At 51.4% G+C, this 22,173-nt stretch carries 19 protein-coding genes; 13 read left to right on the forward strand and 6 right to left on the reverse strand.

Features of this window, described 5'->3' with window-relative positions; genetic code table 11:
* The first annotated feature begins 33 nt into the window (after positions 1 to 33).
* Positions 34 to 1,035 carry a L,D-transpeptidase family protein gene (locus AB1I67_RS13645; protein WP_367030411.1) on the forward strand — a complete coding sequence of 334 codons (1,002 nt, stop codon included), beginning with the start codon at positions 34 to 36 and terminating at the stop codon, positions 1,033 to 1,035.
* A gap of 30 nt (positions 1,036 to 1,065) precedes the next feature.
* Here the strand turns inward: AB1I67_RS13645 and AB1I67_RS13650 are convergent, their stop codons facing one another.
* Positions 1,066 to 1,353 (reverse strand): hypothetical protein, encoded by a 288-nt coding sequence (locus AB1I67_RS13650; protein WP_367030412.1) that lies wholly within the window; start codon positions 1,351 to 1,353, stop codon positions 1,066 to 1,068.
* Positions 1,354 to 1,377: 24 nt separating this feature from the next.
* Positions 1,378 to 1,719 carry a hypothetical protein gene (locus AB1I67_RS13655; RefSeq protein ID WP_367030413.1) on the reverse strand — a complete coding sequence of 114 codons (342 nt, stop codon included), beginning with the start codon at positions 1,717 to 1,719 and terminating at the stop codon, positions 1,378 to 1,380.
* A gap of 96 nt (positions 1,720 to 1,815) precedes the next feature.
* Here AB1I67_RS13655 and AB1I67_RS13660 point away from each other — a divergent pair, with 96 nt between their 5' ends.
* Positions 1,816 to 1,986, forward strand: a complete 171-nt coding sequence (locus tag AB1I67_RS13660) for a hypothetical protein (RefSeq protein WP_367030414.1) — start codon at positions 1,816 to 1,818, stop codon at positions 1,984 to 1,986.
* A 43-nt stretch (positions 1,987 to 2,029) separates the two neighbouring features.
* Here the strand turns inward: AB1I67_RS13660 and AB1I67_RS13665 are convergent, their stop codons facing one another.
* Positions 2,030 to 2,275 carry a hypothetical protein gene (locus AB1I67_RS13665; RefSeq protein WP_367030415.1) on the reverse strand — a complete coding sequence of 82 codons (246 nt, stop codon included), beginning with the start codon at positions 2,273 to 2,275 and terminating at the stop codon, positions 2,030 to 2,032.
* A 185-nt stretch (positions 2,276 to 2,460) separates the two neighbouring features.
* Between AB1I67_RS13665 and AB1I67_RS13670 the strand changes: the two genes are divergently transcribed.
* Positions 2,461 to 3,588 (forward strand): AI-2E family transporter, encoded by a 1,128-nt coding sequence (locus AB1I67_RS13670; RefSeq protein ID WP_367030416.1) that lies wholly within the window; start codon positions 2,461 to 2,463, stop codon positions 3,586 to 3,588.
* Positions 3,589 to 3,676: 88 nt separating this feature from the next.
* Here the strand turns inward: AB1I67_RS13670 and AB1I67_RS13675 are convergent, their stop codons facing one another.
* Entirely contained in the window at positions 3,677 to 3,913 is a 237-nt protein-coding gene (locus AB1I67_RS13675) for a polya polymerase (protein ID WP_367030417.1), read from the reverse strand.
* A gap of 326 nt (positions 3,914 to 4,239) precedes the next feature.
* Between AB1I67_RS13675 and AB1I67_RS13680 the strand changes: the two genes are divergently transcribed.
* The 4 genes from AB1I67_RS13680 (at position 4,240) to AB1I67_RS13695 (ending at position 12,255) form a co-directional block, all read left to right on the forward strand.
* The gene (locus tag AB1I67_RS13680) at positions 4,240 to 6,123 is read left to right on the forward strand and encodes a VanW family protein (RefSeq protein ID WP_367030418.1); all 1,884 of its coding nucleotides are present in this window, start codon (positions 4,240 to 4,242) and stop codon (positions 6,121 to 6,123) included.
* Between the two features lie 259 nt (positions 6,124 to 6,382).
* Complete coding sequence (gene nifJ, locus AB1I67_RS13685; protein ID WP_367030419.1) at positions 6,383 to 9,922, forward strand: pyruvate:ferredoxin (flavodoxin) oxidoreductase; 3,540 nt, start codon at positions 6,383 to 6,385, stop codon at positions 9,920 to 9,922.
* Between the two features lie 127 nt (positions 9,923 to 10,049).
* Complete coding sequence (locus AB1I67_RS13690) at positions 10,050 to 11,054, forward strand: hypothetical protein (RefSeq protein WP_367030420.1); 1,005 nt, start codon at positions 10,050 to 10,052, stop codon at positions 11,052 to 11,054.
* A gap of 325 nt (positions 11,055 to 11,379) precedes the next feature.
* Positions 11,380 to 12,255 (forward strand): hypothetical protein, encoded by an 876-nt coding sequence (locus AB1I67_RS13695; protein ID WP_367030421.1) that lies wholly within the window; start codon positions 11,380 to 11,382, stop codon positions 12,253 to 12,255.
* A 94-nt stretch (positions 12,256 to 12,349) separates the two neighbouring features.
* On the opposite strand, the gene AB1I67_RS13700 is transcribed toward AB1I67_RS13695, so the two are convergent.
* Positions 12,350 to 13,234, reverse strand: a complete 885-nt coding sequence (locus tag AB1I67_RS13700) for a DUF368 domain-containing protein (RefSeq protein ID WP_367030422.1) — start codon at positions 13,232 to 13,234, stop codon at positions 12,350 to 12,352.
* A 272-nt stretch (positions 13,235 to 13,506) separates the two neighbouring features.
* On the opposite strand from AB1I67_RS13700, the gene AB1I67_RS13705 reads away from it, so the two are divergent.
* From AB1I67_RS13705 to AB1I67_RS13730, 6 genes are all read left to right on the forward strand, one after another.
* Positions 13,507 to 15,438 (forward strand): LTA synthase family protein, encoded by a 1,932-nt coding sequence (locus tag AB1I67_RS13705; RefSeq protein WP_367030423.1) that lies wholly within the window; start codon positions 13,507 to 13,509, stop codon positions 15,436 to 15,438.
* 68 nt (positions 15,439 to 15,506) lie between these two features.
* Positions 15,507 to 16,784, forward strand: coding sequence for a PLP-dependent transferase (locus AB1I67_RS13710; RefSeq protein WP_367030424.1), 1,278 nt, complete (start codon positions 15,507 to 15,509; stop codon positions 16,782 to 16,784).
* Positions 16,785 to 16,855: 71 nt separating this feature from the next.
* Positions 16,856 to 18,433, forward strand: a complete 1,578-nt coding sequence (gene cls, locus AB1I67_RS13715; protein WP_367030425.1) for a cardiolipin synthase — start codon at positions 16,856 to 16,858, stop codon at positions 18,431 to 18,433.
* A 9-nt stretch (positions 18,434 to 18,442) separates the two neighbouring features.
* Positions 18,443 to 19,483, forward strand: a complete 1,041-nt coding sequence (locus tag AB1I67_RS13720) for a lysylphosphatidylglycerol synthase transmembrane domain-containing protein (RefSeq protein WP_367030426.1) — start codon at positions 18,443 to 18,445, stop codon at positions 19,481 to 19,483.
* A gap of 1 nt (position 19,484) precedes the next feature.
* On the forward strand, positions 19,485 to 20,210 hold the full coding sequence (locus AB1I67_RS13725) for a CDP-alcohol phosphatidyltransferase family protein (protein ID WP_367030427.1): 726 nt from the start codon (positions 19,485 to 19,487) through the stop codon (positions 20,208 to 20,210).
* Positions 20,207 to 21,097 (forward strand): phosphatidylserine decarboxylase, encoded by an 891-nt coding sequence (locus AB1I67_RS13730; protein ID WP_367030428.1) that lies wholly within the window; start codon positions 20,207 to 20,209, stop codon positions 21,095 to 21,097. Before AB1I67_RS13725 ends, AB1I67_RS13730 begins: the two co-directional genes overlap by 4 nt.
* Here the strand turns inward: AB1I67_RS13730 and citC are convergent.
* Positions 21,091 to 22,155 carry a [citrate (pro-3S)-lyase] ligase gene (citC, locus tag AB1I67_RS13735; protein ID WP_367030429.1) on the reverse strand — a complete coding sequence of 355 codons (1,065 nt, stop codon included), beginning with the start codon at positions 22,153 to 22,155 and terminating at the stop codon, positions 21,091 to 21,093. The two genes, AB1I67_RS13730 and citC, sit on opposite strands and share 7 nt — an antisense overlap.
* Positions 22,156 to 22,173 lie beyond the last annotated feature (18 nt).

Raw genomic sequence — 22,173 nt, forward strand, 5'->3', positions numbered from 1 at the left:
AGCCATTAGAGGAAGATAAAGGAGTGACGGCAGATGAGAAGACAAAACAGAGGCGGCGGGAGGATTCCGGAAAAGCTGACGTCGGCAGCGAAGGCAGCGTTTGCGGCAATATCCCCGGGAGCAGGGAGAAGTACATGGACAGCCGTGTCCGTGGCGGCAGGGATCACCGCGTTTGCGGCAGTGGCGGTGCCGTCAGGAATTACAGCGTTTGCGGCAGGATCAGCGCCGTCAGGGATCACTGCATTTTCGGCAGGGTCAGCGCCGGCGGAGATTACCGCGTTTGCGGTGGAAACCGGCGGGGCGTCCAGCCGTGTCATAGAGGCGGGGAATCCCGCTGATACAGGAGGACAGTCAGCTATGAAGAATACAACAGCCGGGTCGGCCCAGGCACCGTCCGCCCAGCCGGCCCCCAATGGGCTGGGGATCGTCCTGGAGGATCTGGATGCAGCTGCAAATACCGACCAGCTTGTGGTGGTAGTGGGAAGCGGCATGGACAGTTCCAGGGTGAAGGTCGGCTATTATACGAAGTCTGTAGACGGTGCCTGGTCTGAGCAGTTTATTGCAGACGGGTACTGTGGTCATAACGGGATGTCCACCGACAAGCGTGAAGGCGACCGCCGGACGCCGACGGGGACATATTCCTTTACCCAGGCTTTTGGAAGCCTGAAAGATCCAGGCAGCATACTGCCTTACAAGCAGCTTGACGAATATGACTACTGGGTGGATGATCCGGCCAGCGCCTATTACAATCAGATGGTCAGCACGAAGACCGTAAAGAAGGACTGGAATTCGGCGGAACACTTGATCGGTGTTATGCCCCAGTACCGTTACAGCCTGGCTGTCAGCTACAATACGGCGGACCGGGTGCCGGGGAAGGGCTCTGCAATCTTTCTGCACGGCTATCACACCTGGAAGACGTGGACGGAAGGCTGTATTGCCATTCCAGAAGAAGATATGCGTCTGCTTGTGCAGCAGCTGGACGCGGATGCACAGATCGTTATCATGCCCAAACGGCCGGAAGCCGTTAAGGAATGAGGTTTTATCTTATCAGAAATGTTGCGGCTGTCAGGAGGACCTGGCAGCCAGTTTTTTTGCCAGAAGCCGGAGCGTTTCCAGCTTCTTTTTTTCTGCCGGCGACATGCGCGAGCTGATGACGGAGACCAGTAAGTCGGTCTCAGAGTCGGAAAAGCTTATGTTTTTCTGAGACGTCTCCATCTGCATCGCCATAAATGCGGGCATTAACTGCTCTTTGGGCAGATGGGAGATCCTGTCGGCGAAGTCTGTGAGATACTGTAATTTTTCCGGGCTCATTTCTGCCAGCCTGGGGTCCTGTTTCCAGTCTTTCTGTTCCATAATACCTCCTGAGAATGATGTGGGTTATGTTGAGGTCTGCATTGCCTGCATCATGATCTGCAGGTTTTCAAACATCTCGATCATGTCGCGTTCTTTCGGTCCGGCAAAAGGCTTCATGGCCTGGAGGATTTCCACAGGCGAGGATTTTTGCCCGCCAGCCGGTGAAAGTCCCATGGCGGATACTTCTCCGCCGGAAAACAGATTCCGGGTATGGTTCAGCTCCTGCATTTTAACAAGCATGGAGATAATGCGCTGCTGAGGCGGCTGCATATAGGGTATAGCGGCTTTTATCATTTGAAGCTGTGGGTCGGCGACCAGATAGTCAAAATCAGTCAGCCGGATATCTTTTCCCGTTTCTTCATTCATAGACAACAGGTCCTTCTCTTTTTGAAACAATATATGCTCCATTCAAGGAAAACATACCGGATGCATATATTACTCATACAGGAGAGTGATTAAATCATGAGTACCAGATTAATTATAGAGGGAAATGCAGTTTACGAGATCGATGAGGACTGTGTGGAGTGCCAGAAACAAAAAGGCAGGTTCCAGAGCAGGATGAAAAAACAGGCTGCGGAGAACGGCTCCGGCAGCAAAGCAGATTCGGATGTAAAACATCCGGCAGAGAAATAAATAACAGAAAAATGCCCCCTCCGTGAAAGAGGGGGCAGATTGATTAGCAGAAGAAGCCGCCGCCGTTACCGCCGCCGCAGCAGCAGAGAAGCAGGATGATCCAGATCCAGTCACATCCATTGCCGCATCCACAACCGCTATGTTCGCCGCATCCGCATCCGCCGCCAAAACCGTTGCCGCCGCAGCAGCACAGGATCAGGATCAGCCAGATACAGTTGAACCCGCTTCCTCCCGAATTACAGTTACAGTCACATCCACAACCGCAGTTTGTTGCCGCCAAATCACTCATCTTAGTTCCTCCAAAAATTATTTACACTTAATCATATGTCGGGCTGCATGTCACTGTTTCCGGTTTTTTAGAAAGATTTTAGAAAGTTTTTTGTTGCAGTGGGAAACAGCTTGTGTATAATAGAGGATATGGTTGGAAACATCAATAAAAGCAGTGATAAGAGAACAGGGAGAACAGGAGCAGGTATGGACTTGACGCAGGATACAGTAAAAAAGATACGGGGACTCATCGTGTTCGCGGTGGCGGTGGTTGTGGCTGGAATCAATTACCGGAGCGTGCTGCTGGTGTTTATGAGATTTGTGGGGATGCTGGCGCCGTTCCTCCTTGGGGCAGCTATCGCATTTGTGCTGAACGTTCCGATGCGCTGGATCGAGAACCATATCCGGACCGGAAAATCCGACAGGGTACGGCGGGCGGTGAGCCTGTCACTTGCACTTCTGGCAGTGGCGGGAATCCTGTCTGTTGTGATGGTGTTAGTGGTGCCGGAGGTATTCCGGACCCTTTCAAGCCTTCAGCGCAACGTCCCGGTGTTTTTTGCCGGTCTGCAGGCACAGCTGGAAGCGTTCTTTTCCGACAATCCGGATGTGATTGCCTATATAAACAGTGTTGAGATAGACTGGGAGCAGCTGATGCAGCAGATTGTCGCGTTTTTAAGTGATGGCGCAGGCACGGTGCTGTCCACTACGTTTTCTGCCGCCATGAGCATTGTAAACGGCGTGACCTGCTTTGGCATCGGTCTGATCTTTGCCATCTATATCCTTCTGCAGAAGGAGACGCTGGAACGCCAGATGAGAAAGGTGCTGCGAGCCTTCCTGCCTGGGAGGACGGCTGCGAGGGTCCTGGAGGTGGCGGCGCTTACGGAGCGGACCTTCTCCAACTTTTTGACGGGGCAGTGCGTGGAGGCTGTGATCCTGGGCCTGATGTTTTTTGTGACGCTCACTGTCTTTCGGATGCCCTATGCACTTCTGATCGGGGTTCTGATCGCGTTCACGGCGCTGATCCCTATTTTTGGGGCGTTTATCGGATGCGCGGTGGGAGCGTTTTTGATCCTGATCATGAACCCGGTTCAGGCGCTGGTGTTTATCGGTATTTTCCTGGTGCTCCAGCAGATCGAGGGGAACTTGATCTACCCCCATGTGGTGGGCAATTCCGTGGGCCTTCCGTCCATATGGGTTCTGGTGGCAGTCACCCTTGGAGGAAGCATGATGGGCATCCTGGGCATGCTGATATTCATTCCGCTGGTGTCTGTGATCTACAGCCTGTTCCGGGATGAGGTGAACGCCCGGCTGAAGCGGAGAGGGCAAAAGAGTTAGGGAATCCGCAGGACATCTGCATGGAAAAAGGCACAGCCGCTGAAACTGGCTGTGCCTTTTATGATGACATTATTTATGTATCAGCTATTTAAGCTCCCTGGTACATATACTTGATCAAACGCTCCACATCCTCTTTGTCCTGGGCAACCAGGTCCAGCTCCTTGATATAGCCGTTGGAGAAGATCGTCGCCATGGACAGGTACTGGGACAGCTTGGATTTCAGATTGATACGGTCCCCTTCCGGAGATACCAGCTCAACCGGTCCCCTGCACTCATCAATGATCTTAAAAAAAGCATCTACATCCTGGATATTCTGAATCTTCATATTGATTCCCTCCATATCATTTATCATTCTATTAACGGGTTATTCTTTTAACAAGTACAGTATACCAGTGATTTCCAGTTCAGGCAATCATGAAAACTCATAAAAAGCATCTGGTTTTGAGTGTAAAAAATGTGGAATAAAAATAGGAAATACGCAGTATCTGCGTCCTTTCTGCAAGGGCTTTTGTGAAATGGCACAAAAACAAATGTACATAAAAAAATAAAGTATTTTTTCATAAAATTGTTAGTTCTTTTTTTGAAAAGTATGCTATACTGTCTTAGTGTGCAATCAGGCGAAATTGAACAAAAGAATTTACAGGTGACATTATGAATCAGTATGAGAATCAGAGAGGCTCAGGGACCGGGCGTTCCAGGGCAAAGGGAAGTTCCCACAGCAGGAATACATCTGCCAGGAGCCGTTCAGGCCGTTCAGGCGCATCAGGCGGGGGCAGAAGCAGTTATACAAGGAATTCGTCTTCCTCCGGAAGACGGAGCTCCGGCAACCGCGGAGGCGGTTCCGACTTTGACTATATGAAGCTGGCTGTCGGCGGGGTGATCCTGATCATAGCCATTGTCTGCATTGTGTTCCTGGTAAAAGGAATGACAGGAAAGAGCGGCGAGACGGAGACGGAGACCACCACGGAAGCGGAGACTGAGCTTTTGAAGGAAGTGACCGTGGACGGGATCAATATCACCGGCATGTCCAGAGAAGATGCAAAACAGGCGATCCTGAAGGATTTTGCCTGGGGGATGAAGGTGACCTGGCAGGATCAGAGCTATGATGTGGCAGACTTAATGGCTGGTAAGGTGGATTCTCTTCTGCAGGAGATCTATGCAGGGGAGCCGAAAGAGAGCTATTCCCTGGATACCAGCGGGCTTGAGGATGCTGCGGCTGCCGAAGCGGCAAGCGTGGCGGCCCAGTGGGACAAAAAGGCGAAAAACGGATCGATCTCCAGTTATGATGCGGAGAATGACAAGTTTTTATTTACCGGTGCGGAGAACGGCCAGGCTGTGGACCAGGAGAAGTTAAAGAATGATATCCTGGCGGCCCTTGGCCGGAAAGATTTTGACGCGGTGATCGAGGCTTCCGTCAATGCGGTGGAGCCGGAATTCTCTGAATCTACTGCCCGTGAGAAATACAAGACATTATCCAGCTTCACCACGAATACCACATCCAACAGCAAGCGGAATACCAACGTGAAGCTGTCTGCACAGGCGATCAACGGCATTGTCCTGCAGCCCGGGGAGGAGTTCTCTTTTAATGACCGGGTAGGAGAGCGGACCGAGGCAAAGGGATATAAAGGCGCTGCTGCTTACAACAACGGCGAAGTGGTGGAGGAGATCGGCGGAGGAGTCTGCCAGGTATCCACCACGCTGTACAATGCAGTCGTGAGAGCAGGGCTGAAGACAACGGTGAGACGTTCCCATACCTATGAACCGTCTTATGTAACTCCGGGTATGGATGCCACCGTGAGCTGGGGCGGGCCGGACTATAAGTTTGTGAATAATTCCAGCGCTGCAGTCGGAATCCGGGCCAGCTATTCCAACCAGACGGTCACTATATCAATTTATGGGATCCCCGTGCTGGAGGAGGGCGTTAAGTACGATTTGAAATCTAAGAAACTCAAAGATATGGATCCGCCGGCGCCTGCCTATGAAGAGGATCCGACCCTTGAGCCGGGGATAGAGAAAACCAAGAGCTCTGGCAGCCGGGGCAGCTACTGGGAGACCAGGCTGGTCATCACAAAGAACGGGGAGGTGGTCAGCCAGGAGGTAGACCACAATGTGACATACAAGGGCCATGCGCCGGTTATCTTAAGGAATACATCCGGGACAGTGGCAGCTACGGAACCGTCAGAATCGATTCTGGAATCCGGAGTCATCGATCCGAGCGGAGAGTCTTCGACGCTTGACGGAGATCCGGTTCAGACTGGTCCTGGAGGCGGACCTGGTGTATCTGTGGGTCCGGGAGGAAGCAGCGGCGGACAGTCCGGCCAGAACCAGAACGGCTCTGTGAATGGACCGGGAGGAGGTGCGGTGACCAATCCGGTGCCGTCCACAACCCCGTCGCCGACCACAACACCGACGCCCAGCCAGGCCCCGTCGCCGACTACGGCCCCCAATCAGGCTCCTTCGCCCACTCCGGGGGGAGGCAGCGCGCCCACAGCTGGCACCGACGGGCCTACCATCGCACCGATGCCGGGTGCATAAGGCGATTTATAAGCTTTTGATAAAACCAGACAGGAGATGTTCCGCAGATTGTGGACATCTCCTTTTTCTGTAGATTGTATGCAAAATAATACGTGATTTTGTTGTTTTCTTGTTTGCAAAACGGTGAAAAGTTGCTATAATGGTTAATAGGTCAGTCTCTGTTCAAAGAGGGACTCAAATTTCCGGTATCACCGGAGGGATATTTTCCGGAAGGCCTTTCCGGGACAAGCAATATTCACATTTGTAGGAGGAAAATCAAATGGCAAGAAAAATGAAAACCATGGATGGTAATCAGGCTGCTTCCCACGCGTCATACGCGTTTACCGATGTAGCTGCGATCTATCCGATTACCCCGTCTTCCGTTATGGCTGAGCATACGGACGAGTGGGCAACAGAGGGCAGAAAGAATATTTTCGGCCAGACTGTTCAGGTGACTGAGATGCAGTCTGAGGCTGGTGCGGCAGGTGCCGTACACGGTTCTCTGGCAGCAGGTGCATTGACCACCACCTATACCGCTTCTCAGGGTCTGTTACTGATGATTCCTAATTTATATAAGATTGCAGGTGAGCAGCTTCCGGGCGTATTCAACGTATCAGCCCGTGCGATCGCAAGCCATGCGCTTTCTATTTTCGGAGATCATTCCGACGTATATGCATGCCGTCAGACCGGCTGCGCTATGCTGTGTGAATCCAGCGTTCAGGAAGTTATGGACTTAACCCCGGTTGCTCATATGGCAGCGATCAAGGGCAAGGTTCCGTTCATCAACTTCTTCGACGGTTTCCGCACCTCCCACGAGATCCAGAAGATCGAGGCATGGGACAATGACGATTTAGCTGAGATGGTAGACATGGATGCGATCGATGCATTCCGCAAGAATGCCCTGAACCCGAATCATCCGTGCCAGAGAGGTTCTGCACAGAACCCGGATATCTTCTTCCAGGCAAGAGAGGCATGCAATCCGTACTACGATGCATTACCGGCTGTTGTACAGGAGTACATGGACAAGGTAAACGCCAAGATCGGTACTGATTACAAGCTGTTCAACTACTACGGCGCTGCAGATGCAGAGCACGTTATCGTAGCAATGGGTTCTGTCAATGACACCATTGAAGAGACCATCGACTACATGATCCAGACCACCGGCGCAAAGGTCGGCGTGGTTAAGGTCCGCCTGTACAGGCCATTCTGCGCAGAGGCCCTGATCAATGCGATCCCGGATACGGTTAAGAAGATTTCCGTTCTGGACAGAACCAAAGAGCCTGGTTCCTTAGGCGAGCCGCTGTACTTAGATGTTGTTGCAGCGCTGAAGAACACCAAATTCGATGCAGTTGAGATCTTCTCCGGCCGTTATGGTTTAGGTTCCAAGGATACCACTCCGGCACAGATCGTTGCTGTATTCGAGAACAACGAGAAGAAGAGATTTACCGTTGGTATCGTGGATGATGTAACCCATCTGTCCCTGCCGCTTGGCAAGCCGTTAGTTACCACTCCGGAAGGCACTACCAACTGTAAGTTCTGGGGTCTGGGCGCTGACGGTACCGTTGGTGCAAACAAGAACTCCATCAAGATCATCGGCGACAACACCGACATGTATGCTCAGGCATATTTTGACTATGACTCCAAGAAGTCCGGCGGCGTTACCATGTCTCACCTGCGTTTTGGCCACAAGAAGATCAAGTCTACATACCTGATCAAGCAGGCCAACTTCGTAGCATGCCATAACCCGGCCTATGTGCGCAAGTACAATATGGTTCAGGAGCTGGTTGACGGCGGTACCTTCCTGCTGAACTGCCCGTGGGGCGCTGAGGAGCTGGAGAAGCATCTGCCGGGTCAGATGAAGAAGTTCATCGCTGACCACAACATCAACTTCTACACCATCGATGGTGTTAAGATCGGTATCGAGACCGGTATGGGCCCGACCCGTATCAATACGATCCTGCAGTCCGCATTCTTTAAGCTGACCGGTATTATTCCGGAGGAGAAGGCGATCCAGCTGATGAAAGATGCAGCTCAGAAGACCTACGGCCGTAAGGGTGAGGATGTTGTTAAGAAGAACTGGGCAGCAATCGATGCTGGCGCTCAGGGCGTAGTTAAGGTAGAGGTTCCGGAGTCCTGGAAGGATTGCGGTGATGAAGGCCTTGATTACAAGATGATCACCGATGGCAGAAAGGACGTTGTTGATTTCGTAAACAATATCCAGACCAAGGTAAGCGCTCAGGAAGGCAACAGCCTGCCGGTATCTGCATTTACCGAGTATGTAGACGGTTCCACTCCGTCCGGCTCTTCCGCATATGAGAAGCGCGGTATCGCTGTCAATGTTCCGGTATGGAATCCTGACAACTGTATCCAGTGTAACTTCTGTTCTTATGTGTGTCCGCATGCAGTTATCCGTCCGGCAGCCATGACTGCTGAGGAAGCAGCTAACGCACCGGAAGGCATGAAGATGCTTGATATGACCGGTATGCCGGGTTACAAGTTCGCTATCACCATCTCCGCACTTGACTGTACCGGATGTGGTTCCTGTGCAAACGTATGTCCTGGCAAGAAGGGCGAGAAGGCTCTTACCATGGATACTCTGGAGAAGCATTTGGACGAGCAGGCGATCTTCGACTTTGGCGCTGAGCTTCCGGTCAAGGATGAGGTTATCACCAAGTTCAAAGAGACCACCGTTAAGGGCAGCCAGTTCAAGAAACCGCTGCTTGAGTTCTCCGGCGCATGCGCAGGCTGCGGCGAGACTCCTTATGCAAAACTGATCACCCAGCTGTTCGGTGACAGAATGTACATTGCAAATGCAACCGGATGTTCCTCTATCTGGGGTAACTCCTCACCGTCCACACCTTACACTGTGAACGAAAAGGGTCAGGGCCCGGCTTGGGACAACTCCCTGTTCGAGGACAACGCAGAGTTCGGTTACGGCATGCTGCTGGCACAGAACGCGATCCGCGAAGGCTTAAAGACCAAGGTAGAGGCTGTTATGGCTTCTGATGCATCCTCTGAGGATGTGAAGGCTGCCTGCAAAGAGTGGCTGGATACCTACGGCATCGGCGCTACCAACGGAACTGCTACCGACAAGCTGGTTGCAGCGTTAGAAGGCATCGACTGCCCGACCTGCAAGGAGATCGTTAAGAACAAAGACTTCCTGGGCAAGAAATCCCAGTGGGTATTTGGTGGTGACGGATGGGCTTATGATATCGGTTTCGGCGGCGTTGACCATGTACTGGCAAGCGGCAAGGACATCAATATCATGGTTTATGATACCGAGGTTTATTCCAATACCGGCGGTCAGTCCTCCAAGGCTACCAAGACCGGCGCTGTGGCACAGTTCGCAGCAGGTGGTAAGGACACCAAGAAGAAGGATCTGGCAAGCATTGCAATGAGCTATGGCTATGTATATGTAGCACAGATCTCCATGGGTGCTGACTATGCGCAGACCGTTAAGGCCATCGCAGAGGCAGAGGCTTATCCGGGACCGTCCTTAATCCTGGCTTACGCTCCGTGTATCAACCACGGCATCAAGAAGGGTATGAGCAAAGCTCAGACCGAGGAGAAGCTGGCGGTTGAGACCGGTTACTGGAACAACTTCCGTTACAACCCGGCTGCAGAGAAGAAGTTCACTCTGGACAGCAAGGCTCCGAACATGGAAGGCTATCAGGACTTCTTAAAGGGCGAGGTTCGTTATGCATCCCTGGCTATGAAGAATCCGGAGAGAGCAGCAAACCTGTTCGCTAAGAACGAGGCTGAGGCTAAGGAAAGATACGAGTATCTGACCAAGCTGGTTACTCTGTACGGCAACGACTAATCTGATATAGACTGAATTTAAGCTCCCCTGTGTCGAAAGATACAGGGGAGTTTTTGTCAAAGCACTTCCTTCTAAGAACAGAGGTTTCACAGTTTGATCAACGGATTACAGACATGGCGGAGGAAATATGAAGCACAAAATGGATAAAACCTGCCCGTGGTGCAGGGAAGAGCTGAAGAACCCGAAAAAGTTTTCCGGAACCTGTGAGCATTGCGGACTGCCTTATCACAGCGTGGTCTATCAGCGGTGGGGGAACCGTCAGAACGAGGATACTCCCTACTGGAGCGAGTCTTCCCTGCTTGGATGGAAGATGGTACATGCTGCAGCAGTTTTGGTTGTATTTGTTATTCTTTTCAGGGGGATGGATGTTTACAGCAGAAACAGGGAGTTCCTTTTGAGGGCGGTGCTGTTACTGATGGCTTATGTCAGCGGGCTTGTGTTTACACCAGGCAGCTACCGGGTGAAGGACAGAGAAAAGGCCAGGGATACAGGGCAGGCAGTGAAGAGCCAGGACAGGAACGTATTTTTGAGTGGTTCCTATGCAGCCAATCTGTTTCATGGAATATACCAAATGACTGCCAGGGACCCGGTTACGGGAGCCTGGCAGGAACCCTGTCCGGTCCGGCTCAATACGGAGAAGAACACCAAAATCCCCACACTGGAGGTTACAGAGCATACCTCGAAGGTGCTGCTGCAGGAAGGGGTAGAGTTCTTTTTGGAGGATGACAGCGGGGAGCCGATGGTTACCGGACTGATCTGCGATCTGTTTGAAGAAGTAACGGATACCTTCCTGGTTGTGTTTGACCGTTCCGATGAGGCGGAGCCGTTGGATATCACCCGCCATTATGTGGCATATATGCGCGTGGACGGAGAGGAAGTCCCATTTTATATGGTCCTGGAAGGCCGGGATGTGATAACCAGTGCCTATAACCGCAGAATGACTTATACAGCCAGGCTTTTTTGTCATGACCGGAAAGCCAATACTTTGCCGATTCCAACCTGTTTTTCACTGCAGACTCCGGAAGGGGAAGCGGTGACTACCGGCACTGTGACGGAGTATTTCCGTACCCAGGCATTGATCAAAAAGATTGCAAAAGAGGCGAAAAGACCGGAAAATATGAACTGGTATTAGGCTGGCTGACGCAGTAGAAATCCAGGAAGACAATAGTAAAACCAGAGACAAAACAGAGAAAGACCAGGAGAAAGACCAGTTAATGGGAAAGCCATTGACAGTGGTCTTTCTCTGGTTTATACTTAGTACAAGCTTCGCGGGAGATTCTCTTCCGCAGAGTCTGATGATTTTTCTATGCATCAAAGCGTGTGTTCACGCAAACTTCAAAAACTGGCAGTTCTGAGAGAAGAATGTCTAAGGCAGGTGATGTGGTAAAATGTGTCGATTTTTCGACCGAACTATTGAAAACTAACATTATGATAAGGTATAATGGAGGAAAGGCTATATGAGTGATATCGCATATCAGAATAAGGACATTACGTCCAAGGTGACGGCAGAATCCCTGTTGGGAAACAGTCTGGCGCCGTTTGGACTGCCGGATTTGAAGGTAATAGGGCTGCTGCCTACGAACCTGCCGGCCATTGAGAGCAACGAGCTGCGTCTGGATCATTTGTTTTTGCTGGAGGATGGTTCCACAGCTATCATCGATTATGAGTCAAAGTTTACCAAAGAGAACTTTGTCAAATATTTGAATTATGCAGCGAGGGTGATCAAGCGTTATGCGGACCAGAACCAGCTGGAGGATTTAAAGAGCATTAAGGTACTTGTCATCTACACGGCAGATGTAGAATGGGCCAAAGAGGTTTATGATTTTGGCGATCTGGTCCTGCGGGTTGAGGCCTCGTATCTGGTGAAACAGGATTCGGATGGGATTTATGAAGCTTTGAACCACAAGATCCATGCAGGAGACAGACTTACAGAGGAAGAGCTCGCAAGGCTTATGATCCTGCCCCTGACGGTGAAGGGGAAAGCGGAGAAGCAGGTGTATATTGAAAAGGCGGTAGAGCTGGCAAAGCGGATATCGGACCGGAGCCAGTCGGTTCGTGTGCTGGCCGGGATCCTGACTTTTACGGACAAGGTCATTGATCCGGAGTATGCGAAAAAAGTGAAGGAGGAGTGGCAGATGACTCAGATTGGGAAATTGATATTTGATAATGGTTATAAGGCGGGAGAGGAGCAGGGGATTGAACGAGGTGTAAAAGCGTTAATTCTTGATGGCCTTGAGGAGAATGCTACGGAAGATAAAATCATTTCAAAGCTGATGAAGCTGTTTGATCTTACGGATACTCAGGCGCATGAGTACATGGAAAAGTATAAATAATAAATGAAAGTAAAAAGGAGACCAGAAGTGGAAAATGAAAGAACTATTTTTCACTTCTGGTCTCCTTGTATTTGTAATGAAATCGTTTTGTCTCTTATTTTTCGCCCAGAAGATAAGTAACTACGGCTCCAACAATAAAGATCAGGATACCGCCCAGGATCATGAGCAGGTTCAGCTGATCCAGTTTCCCGAACAGGCCGGTATTGTAAAAGATAGCAAACGGTGAAGAGAGGATCAGGCCGAGGATCGCGCAGTAGGTCTGCACTCCATACTTTTCAAACAGGAAGGTGATCAGTTTGGCTATCAGGAAGATGCCCAGCAGGATGCCGATACCCAGCGGGAACAGGATCAGAAAGCCATTGGTCAGAGCCGGGATATCAAAAACCTTCAGCGCCTCCAAAAAATCTTTGATAGACCCGATAATGCCGTAGTAATAACCGAGGATCATCAGTACCAGGGAACCACTGACGCCAGGAATGACCATGGTTGCAGAGGCGATGATACCAATAAAAAACATTATGACCATAAGCTGCGGCGAGGCGGTCAAAGTCTTTAAAACTTCCTCCTCAGAACCAAACAGCGGAAGGATAATGGCAAAAGCGAACAAAATCACAAAAGCCAGAACACCGGAGATCCCGACGGAGCCGCCGTGTTCTTTCGTCTTACTGAGGAGCTGCCGGATCAATACGGGAAGCCCGCCAAGGATCAGACCGATAAATGCCATACAGGTAAAAAATGTGTGCTCTGAGAGCAGGTATTCGATGGCGTAGGTAAAACCGATCAGGCCGAGGCCGCAGCCCACCAGGATCGGCAGAAGAGTGATGATGCTTTTTTTCCAGTCCTTTAAAAAATTGGAGACAGCGCCGATCAGCTTGTCATAGATGCCCATGGACAGGGCGATCGTACCTCCGCTGACGCCAGGTATGATATTGGCGATGCCGATAAACACACCTTTGATAATATCCGTAATGAATGTCATGAGGAAATTCCTTTCTTGCTTTTTCTCTTTTCTTTTTCTGTCATGATTTTGACCAATATGAATCCAACATGCTACATTATAGAGGCAGGCGCGCGGAAAGTCAAGAAAAGGCCGGGCGCAGGGAGTAAAGAAACTGTGAAACTTTGCGGGAAATCACGTTATTTTTATGTAAAATAGCTATGTTCCTTTCCGGCAAAATATGATAGACTATAGCCGGATTGAGGACGGTTCCGCTAAATGGGCGGAGACAAAAGAGGAGATTTGGATTAATAATGAAAAGACTTTGGAAGCTTTTGGGGCAGCTTGCGGTGATCGCGCTGCTTTTAAATATTGTGATCGAACTGCTTGGCAGAAAGTCAGTTCCGGGACTGGCGAAGTACATATTCGGCAGCCCGCATGTGTTTCTGCTGAATGGGCTGCTGTTGCTTGCGCCGTTTTTGCTGGTGTTTTTTACTAGGAGAAAGGTGTTTTTGGCATCTGTCCTGGCGCTCGTGGGATTGACAATGGGGATTGCCAATGGGGTCCTGCTCATATTCAGGACGACGCCCTTTACAGCAGCGGACTTACGTCTGGTAAAATATGCGGCAAGCCTGCTGACCACGTATCTTTCCTGGTGGCAGATCGTGCTTGGAGCTGTTGCGCTTGTTCTGGCGGTTGTTCTCTGTATGATGATCTGGAGGAAGGCCCCGGCGGATACAGAGAAGGTGAACGTTACCGAGTCTGTGTGTGTGGCAGCGGTTGCTATGGCAGTGATCTGGGGAGGCTTAAATCTGGCGATCATGAGCGGGGCAGTAGCGCTGCATTTTGGCAATATTGGTCAGGCTTTCCAGGACTACGGGTTTGCCTACTGCTTTGCCAATTCTGCTTTCAATACAGGGATCTCCAAGCCGGACACCTATGACAGCCAGGTGGTGGCAGAATTAAAAGCGGAGGATCTGGTGCCGGAGGATGTGTATGCTTTAAAGGATAACCGTACGCCCAATATCATCATGGTGCAGCTGGAGTCTTTTTTTGATCCGATGCTGTGGGAGAACAGCCCTGTGGAAAAAGATCCGATCCCCTTTTTTCGTTTTCTGATGCGGAATTTCCCGTCTGGATATTTGAGCGTGCCGTCTGTGGGAGCGGGAACGGCCAATACGGAATTTGAATGCATTACCGGCATGAACCTGGATTTTTTCGGTCCGGGAGAGTACCCTTATAAGACAGTACTGCAGAAGACGGTCTGTGAGAGTATGGCGTTTGATATGAAAAATCTGGGCTATAAGGCCCATGCCATCCACAACAATGAAGCCACCTTCTATGACAGGCACAAGATATTTGCACAGTTAGGGTTTGACACTTTTACACCGATAGAATACATGTATGAGACCCGGCGCAATCCAACCGGCTGGTGTAAGGATACGGTTCTGGTGGAAGAGATCGAAAAGGCACTTGATTCTTCTCTGGGGCAGGATTTTATCTATACGATCTCAGTCCAGGGACATGGGAAATACCCTTCCTTTGAATATTACTGCCAGCAGATCAATGAGATGGACCAGTTTGTCAGCCGTCTGATCAGTATGCTGAACGGGCGGAAGGAGCCGACGGTGCTGGTGCTTTACGGGGACCATCTGCCGGGCTTTGAATGGACTCCCGAAGAGATGAAGAACCGTTCTCTGTTCCAGACGGAGTATGTGGTCTGGAATAATATGGATCTTCCTAAGGTAAACCGGGATATAGAGGCATATCAGCTGACTTCCCATGTGCTGAACATGCTGGACATTCATGAGGGCACCATGATCCGGTTCCATCAGCGCCATCTGGATAAGAGAGACACTTCTGCCCAGAGCTATCTGGATGCCATGCAGATCCTGGAATATGATATTTTGTATGGGGATCAGGAGGTATATGGCGGAGTATCGCCTTATAAGGCCACAAAACTGGAGTTTGGTACGGCTCCTGTTATTCAGCGGACTACGATACATAATACGGACCAGATCATCATATTTGGGGAGAATTTCAATTCCTACTCTAAGATCTGCGTCAATGGGAAGCCGGTGGACACTCCTTACTATCAGAAAAACCGGCTGATCGCGCCGGGAATCCCCTATAAAGAAGGGGAGGAGATCACAGTTCAGCAGATCGGGCGTGATAAGATCCCGCTTGGAACGGCAAGAAAAGGACCGGGCAGTATTACAGGCATGACAGATGCAAACAGCAGTTGAGAAATAACGGTATTTATGATAGACTGTTTTTATTATGAAATTTGAACTACATGAGGAGGACTTAAGATATGGAGAACAAACAGTCACTTGATACGATCTGCATCCAGGGCGGATGGCAGCCGAAGAACGGAGAGCCGAGGGTGCTTCCTATCTATCAGAGCACCACGTTTAAATATGAGACCAGCGAACAGATGGGACGTCTGTTTGACTTGGAAGAGAATGGTTATTTCTATACCCGTCTCGCGAACCCCACCAATGATGCGGTAGCCTCCAAGATCTGTGCCTTAGAGGGCGGCGCGGCAGCCATGCTCACATCCTCCGGTCAGGCTGCCAATATGTACGCGATCTTAAATATCTGTTCCCAGGGGGATCATGTAGTCAGCGCGGCTACGATCTACGGCGGTACGTCCAATCTGTTTACTGTTACATTGAAGCGGTTTGGCATCGAGTGCACGCTGGTGGACCCGGATGCCCCGGAGGAGGAGCTTGAGAAGGCATTCAAACCCAACACCAGGGCGGTGTTTGGGGAGACGATCGCGAATCCGGCGCTGGTGGTGCTGGATATTGAGAAGTTTGCACGGCTTGCCCACAGGCATGAGGTGCCGCTGATTATAGACAATACCTTTGCGACGCCGATCAACTGCCGTCCCTTTGAGTGGGGAGCGGATATTGTCACCCATTCCACTACCAAGTATATGGACGGCCACGCTATGTGCGTGGGCGGCTGTATTGTGGACAGCGGGAATTTTGACTGGGAGGCCCATGCGGAGAAGTTTCCGGGGCTGACCACTCCGGATGATTCCTACCATGGAGTGATCTATACACAGAAGTTCGGTAAGGGCGCTTATATCACTAAGGCCACGGCACAGCTGATGCGGGATATGGGTTCCATCCAGTCCCCACAGAATGCGTTTCTTTTGAACGTGGGCCTGGAGACCCTGCATTTGAGGGTGCCGCGCCACTGTGAGAACGCGCAGAAGGTAGCTGAATACCTGCAGGCGCGGGAGGATGTGGCATGGGTCAATTATCCGGGGCTTAAAGGGGATAAGTATCATGCACTGGCAGAGAAGTATATGCCGAACGGTACCTGCGGCGTGATCTCCTTCGGGCTGAAGGGCGGCAGGGCGGCAGCAGGCGGTTTTATGGATAAGCTGAAGCTGGCGGCGATCGTGACCCATGTGGCGGATGCGAGGACCTCCGTGCTTCATCCCGCCAGCCATACCCACAGGCAGTTGAATGATGAACAGCTTGTGGAAGCGGGAGTAGACCCGTCCCTGATCCGGCTCAGCGTCGGCATTGAGGATGTGAAGGATATTATTGCGGATATCGAACAGGCGCTTGCATAATATAATCCTGTGATTTGGTGTAAGAGTCCGGTTTGCCGGACTCTTACTGCAGTTTTGGAGGACCGTGGGGTATGGAGAATACAGAAAAAAAGTTTCAGAAAAAGACATGGGGTAAGCTGCTGCGTATCATATTCGGGCGGACTACCTTTGTGATCCTTGCGATCCTGGTGCAGCTGTTTGTGCTGCTTGCGGCCTTCCAATGGCTCAGCAGCCAGACCTTTTATGTGTACGGAGGTTTTACTTTCCTAAGCACGATCGTGGTGATCTATATCATCAACAAGAACCAGAACCCGTCTTATCAGCTTTCCTGGATCATTCCTGTGTTGGTATTCCCAGTCTTCGGCGTCATGTTTTATCTGTTTCTGGAGACACAGCCGGGTACCAGGATGATCGCCCACCGCTTAAAGACTCTGTCTGGGGAGACAAAGCCCTATCTGGAACAGGACAAAGCGGTGATGGAGCGTTTAAACCGGGCCAGCAGGGGGACTACATTGCTGGCTTCTTATATGGGGAATTACGGTGGGTACCCGATCTATGACAAAACATATGCAGAATATTTCCCGTTGGGGGATGATATGTATCCGGTATTCCTGGAAGAACTTCGCAAAGCAGAACGCTACATTTTTATGGAGTATTTTATCCTGGAGCGGGGGGAGATGTGGGATGAGATCCTGGATATATTAAAAGAGAAGGCAGCCAGGGGCGTGGAGGTACGGGTCATGTACGACGGTATGTGCTGCCTGACCCTGCTGCCATACCACTATCCCAAAGAACTGGAGGCGTTCGGTATCCACTGCAAAATGTTTTCGCCGGTGAAGCCTGCCCTGTCATCCTATCAGAACAACCGGGACCACCGAAAGATCACGGTGATCGACGGGCACACGGCATTTACCGGAGGTATCAATCTTGCGGATGAGTACATCAACCGCAGGGAACGGTTCGGTCACTGGAAGGATACGGCGATCATGCTGAAGGGGAATGCGGTCAACAGTTTTCTGATGATGTTTCTCCAGATGTGGAATATCACGGAGCGGAAGCAGGATGACTATTCTCTTTACGGTAAAAGCCCGGAGTATATCTATCCGCCGGAATTAGACATGAGCGGTTATGTGATGCCTTATGGGGACAGCCCTCTGGATAATGAGACCGTAGGACAATATGTGTATATGGACATCCTCAATGAAGCCCGCTATTATGTCCATATCATGACGCCTTATCTGATTCTGGACAGCGATATGATCACTTCCCTGACCTTTGCAGCCAAGCGGGGGATCGAGACCGTGATCATCATGCCCCACATACCGGATAAGATATATGCCTATCTGCTGGCCCGTTCGTACTACGCGGAGCTATTACAGGCCGGTGTGAAGATCTTTGAATATACGCCGGGGTTCGTCCATGCCAAGGTGTTTACCAGCGACGATGAGAAGGCGGTGGTAGGTTCCATCAATCTGGATTACCGCAGCCTGCATCTGCATTTTGAATGTGCGGCATACTTATACCGGAGCCCGGCTGTGCGCCAGGCGGAGCTGGATTTCCAGGAGACCCTGGAAAAATGCCAGGAGATCACGCTGGAGGACTGCAGGCGGTATCCTGTCTATAAAAAGCTGGCGGGCAAGGTGCTTCGGCTGTTTGCGCCGCTTATGTAAGGGGGAATCATGCAGAGCAGAAAAAGTAAGCTGTTTAACCTGTTATTTCTGGTGCTGGTGTTTGCCCTGACCCTGTATTATGTGCTGCATGGGGAGGATTTAAACCTGATCCTGGATACGCTCACCAGCGCAGATCCGTTCTGGCTGCTGTGCGGGGCAGGCTGCGTCCTGTTCTTTATTTATGGAGAATCCTCGATCCTGCATTACCTGTTTCGCACCCTGAAGATCAGTACAGGCAGGACGGCGTGTTTTTTGTATTCCGGAGTGGGATTCTTCTTCAGCTGTATCACGCCCTCCGCCAGCGGCGGGCAGCCTGCGCAGGTATATTATATGCGGAGGGATCAGATCCCGGTGCCGGTAGCGACCGTGGTGCTCCTGGTGGTGACGATCACCTACAAGTCTGTGCTGGTCCTGATCGGGATCTATCTGCTTTTGTTTCAGCAGACTTATATGCAGCATTATCTGGTGGAAGTGATGCCGGTGTTCTATCTGGGGATGATCCTCAATATCATCTGCTGTGCGGTCATGCTGGTCCTGGTATTCCACACTACGCTGGCAGACCGGATCGTAAAGAAATGTCTGGATCTTGCGGACCGGATCGGGAAGGGAAGGTATAAGGAACGCCTGGGACGACTGCGGCACCGGCTTACCTTTACTATGGAACATTATGCATCCGCAGCGGCTTATTTAAAGCAGAATAAGAAAGTTCTGGCAAGAGTGCTGGCTGTCACATTTCTGCAGCGGACGGCTCTGTTTTTGACCACGTATTTTGTTTACCGTGCCTTTGGCCTGTCGGAAAAGACATGGTTTGAGATCGTGATCCTCCAGGCGTCCATCTCAATTGCAGTGGATATGCTTCCGCTGCCGGGCGGGATGGGGATCAGTGAGCATCTGTTCCTCTGCATTTTTGGAGCGGTTTTTTATGGGGATTACTTAATCCCTGGTATGATCTTGAGCCGTGGTCTGGCATACTATATTCAAATGCTTCTTGGGGGCTGTCTGACGGCAGCGGTCCAGATAAGAGGCGGGAAAGTGACTAAGGGGGAATAGCATGATTGGTTTTTATGATTATACAGTAGTTCTGACCTATGTAAGCCTTGTGATTTCCATGATCGGAATGACGCAGGCGATCCATGGAAGGTTCAAGACAGCCATTGTCTGTCTCGCGGTTTCCGGCCTGTGTGATATGTTTGACGGCAAGATCGCCAGGACGAAGAAAAACAGGACGGAGGATGAGCAGGCGTTCGGTGTTCAGATCGATTCCCTGTGTGACATGGTTTGCTTCGGGGCATTTCCGGCATTGATCTGCTACCTGCTGGGAGTACGGGGCTTCCTGGGCCTGTCGGTCATCGGCCTTTATGTGGTGGCGTCCGTTGTAAGGCTGGCATTTTTCAATGTGATGGAGATGAAGGGGGCGCTGGTGACAGAGGACGGTCAGCGGTACTACCGTGGACTGCCTATCACCTCGATCGCGATCGCGCTGCCGATGGTGTTCCTGGTCCAGTTTTTTGTGGGGGCCAGGACCTTTGTCGTCTGCCTGTATCTGCTGCTTTTGATCGTGGGCGCTCTGTTTGTGGTGGATTTCCAGATGCCGAAGCCGACCAACAAGGAACTGGCGGCTCTTGTGGTCATGGTTACAGTGGCGTTGTCCATCATCGTTGTCCACAGCCGGTATGCAGTCCGGGTGGGCAGGGAGGATGCGGGGGCTTCTGAACTGGTGACGGAATCCTGGCTGGACGATGTGCCCGGGCCTGAAAGTATGGGAGGGATCTCATGAAATACAAAGACAGAAGTGGGGGGATTTCCGGGGGAGAGTCCGGTCAGGATTGTCTTTTGGAATTCCTTTATGGAACGAGACCGGGACGGTTTCTGGTGCGTATGCTGATCTGTCCGCAGGTGTCGCGTTTTGGCGGGTGGTTTTTAAATACCCGGATATCCAGGCTGTTGATTGCACCGTTTGTGAGCCGGACCGGTATCCGGATGGAGGAATATGAAGAGCCGTCGATAGACGGATATGATTCTTACAATGATTTTTTTTGCAGGAAGATCCGCGGGGAACGCCGTCCGGCCGCGCAGGAGCCGGAATCTTTTATCAGCCCCTGCGACGGGAAAGCCAGCGTGTATCCCATAGGAAAGGACAGCAGCTTTCTGATCAAAAATACCCGCTACACGGTGGGCTCCCTGCTGCGTTCTGAGCGGCTGGCTGAGCGTTACCGGGGCGGGTATGCTTTTGTATTTCGTCTGACGGTGGATGATTATCACCGGTACTGTTATGTGGAGAGCGGGGTAAAGTCGCGTCAGAGGACGGTCTCCGGCGTGTTCCACACGGTCAATCCTGCGGCGAACGACCGGTATCCCATATATAAAGAGAACACCAGGGAGTACTGCCTGATCAGGACAGCACGCTTCGGCACTGTGGTCCAGATGGAGGTAGGGGCTTTACTGGTGGGCCGGATCTGTAATTACAGCCGTCATGAGCAGGCTGTGAGACGCGGAGAGGAGAAGGGAAGGTTTGAATTCGGCGGCTCCACCGTGGTGGTGCTTGTGGAGCCGGATAAGGTGGTTCCGGACCCGGACCTGCTTAAAAACTCTCAGGAGGGCTGGGAGACAGCGGTGCGGTATGGAGAGCGCGTTGGCACGATGCCGGGCCATTGTGGTCAATAGTGTTTCACGTCGTCACTTTCCCGGATGGCTGCGATGACCGGTCCGGCCTCCTGTGAAGTGAGATACCGGAACGTGCATTCCGGTACTTTGCTGCGAAGGGTGTCCCATTCACCGGATTTGACCAGTGCCCGCACGGTAGATGCGCTGATGGCTCCGTCTGCGTCCGCCTTTCTGGGAATCACCGTACATCCGATCCCGGCGGAGGCAAGCTCTTCCTGCATGACCTGGTTGTAGATTCCGGTGACCTGACTGAACGGCTCTTCCCCCACAAAGCGGTCTGTGATGCCAAGGGCCTGTGCGATCTGCGTGAAGACCTGGATGTCCAGCTTCGCGTGGGAGCGGATGACGGTATCGGAGTCCTTCAGAAAATAGGATGGAAATGTGGCGTTGGAGATCATATATGGCCCGGTCTGGTGGTACACCAGGTTTTTTAAATCGGCAGAGCCTTCTCTTACGAGCTGTTCTCTTACGGAGAGCGGTACCAGGGATACATCCTCGGAGACTACGAACACATGCAGCAGATCCACCTGTGCGGAGGCCTGTTCCAGCAGATAGCGGTGTCCCAGGGTAAACGGATTGGCGTTCATGATGACGGCTCCGATGCGGGCGTTGGCCGGACTGCCGCCGGAAGCTTCAGTCTCTTTTTTTAACTGCTCCAGATAACCGGAAAATCCATTCCTGCGGTTTTCCATAAATACAACCTTTCCGTCTACCCGGGCAATCTCGTGGAATCCCAGATCTCCGAAGAATTTGGCGGTATTGCATTTGGTGTAGAGGAACAGGCTGGTATTGCCGCGGTTGTACTGATATTCCATCAGGTGTGAGATCACCTGGTTTAAAAGGCCTTCGCCCTGATGGTCGGAAGAGACCGCAAGGCAGCGGAGGGTGTTGGAAAAACAGGACCCGGTGGCAGCCAGCTCGTAGTCCTCATCGAACAGACCGATGCTGTAATCCAGGTTCTTATCCCGTTCAATCCCTTCTTTTTCCAGAAGCGCGTCCATCTGGCGCAGAGCGCGTCGGTCGTTTGCTTTTATCTGGCTGATCGTATAGTCTCCCATATCTATTTCCCCCATTCC

It is taken from the genome of Clostridium sp. AN503 (assembly GCF_040719375.1).
Taxonomy (GTDB): Bacteria; Bacillota; Clostridia; order Lachnospirales; family Lachnospiraceae; genus Brotaphodocola.

Coding starts and splice junctions, on each gene's coding strand:
- AB1I67_RS13720 (WP_367030426.1), top strand. CDS start 18,443: ATGCAGAGCAGAAAAAGTAAGCTGTTTAACCTGTTATTTCTGGTGCTG.
- AB1I67_RS13665 (WP_367030415.1), bottom strand. CDS start 2,275: ATGAGTGATTTGGCGGCAACAAACTGCGGTTGTGGATGTGACTGTAAC.
- AB1I67_RS13710 (WP_367030424.1), top strand. CDS start 15,507: ATGGAGAACAAACAGTCACTTGATACGATCTGCATCCAGGGCGGATGG.
- AB1I67_RS13695 (WP_367030421.1), top strand. CDS start 11,380: ATGAGTGATATCGCATATCAGAATAAGGACATTACGTCCAAGGTGACG.
- AB1I67_RS13690 (WP_367030420.1), top strand. CDS start 10,050: ATGAAGCACAAAATGGATAAAACCTGCCCGTGGTGCAGGGAAGAGCTG.
- AB1I67_RS13645 (WP_367030411.1), top strand. CDS start 34: ATGAGAAGACAAAACAGAGGCGGCGGGAGGATTCCGGAAAAGCTGACG.
- AB1I67_RS13675 (WP_367030417.1), bottom strand. CDS start 3,913: ATGAAGATTCAGAATATCCAGGATGTAGATGCTTTTTTTAAGATCATT.
- citC (WP_367030429.1), bottom strand. CDS start 22,155: ATGGGAGACTATACGATCAGCCAGATAAAAGCAAACGACCGACGCGCT.
- AB1I67_RS13680 (WP_367030418.1), top strand. CDS start 4,240: ATGAATCAGTATGAGAATCAGAGAGGCTCAGGGACCGGGCGTTCCAGG.
- AB1I67_RS13705 (WP_367030423.1), top strand. CDS start 13,507: ATGAAAAGACTTTGGAAGCTTTTGGGGCAGCTTGCGGTGATCGCGCTG.
- nifJ (WP_367030419.1), top strand. CDS start 6,383: ATGGCAAGAAAAATGAAAACCATGGATGGTAATCAGGCTGCTTCCCAC.
- AB1I67_RS13655 (WP_367030413.1), bottom strand. CDS start 1,719: ATGAATGAAGAAACGGGAAAAGATATCCGGCTGACTGATTTTGACTAT.
- AB1I67_RS13650 (WP_367030412.1), bottom strand. CDS start 1,353: ATGGAACAGAAAGACTGGAAACAGGACCCCAGGCTGGCAGAAATGAGC.
- AB1I67_RS13725 (WP_367030427.1), top strand. CDS start 19,485: ATGATTGGTTTTTATGATTATACAGTAGTTCTGACCTATGTAAGCCTT.
- AB1I67_RS13700 (WP_367030422.1), bottom strand. CDS start 13,234: ATGACATTCATTACGGATATTATCAAAGGTGTGTTTATCGGCATCGCC.
- AB1I67_RS13730 (WP_367030428.1), top strand. CDS start 20,207: ATGAAATACAAAGACAGAAGTGGGGGGATTTCCGGGGGAGAGTCCGGT.
- AB1I67_RS13670 (WP_367030416.1), top strand. CDS start 2,461: ATGGACTTGACGCAGGATACAGTAAAAAAGATACGGGGACTCATCGTG.
- cls (WP_367030425.1), top strand. CDS start 16,856: ATGGAGAATACAGAAAAAAAGTTTCAGAAAAAGACATGGGGTAAGCTG.
- AB1I67_RS13660 (WP_367030414.1), top strand. CDS start 1,816: ATGAGTACCAGATTAATTATAGAGGGAAATGCAGTTTACGAGATCGAT.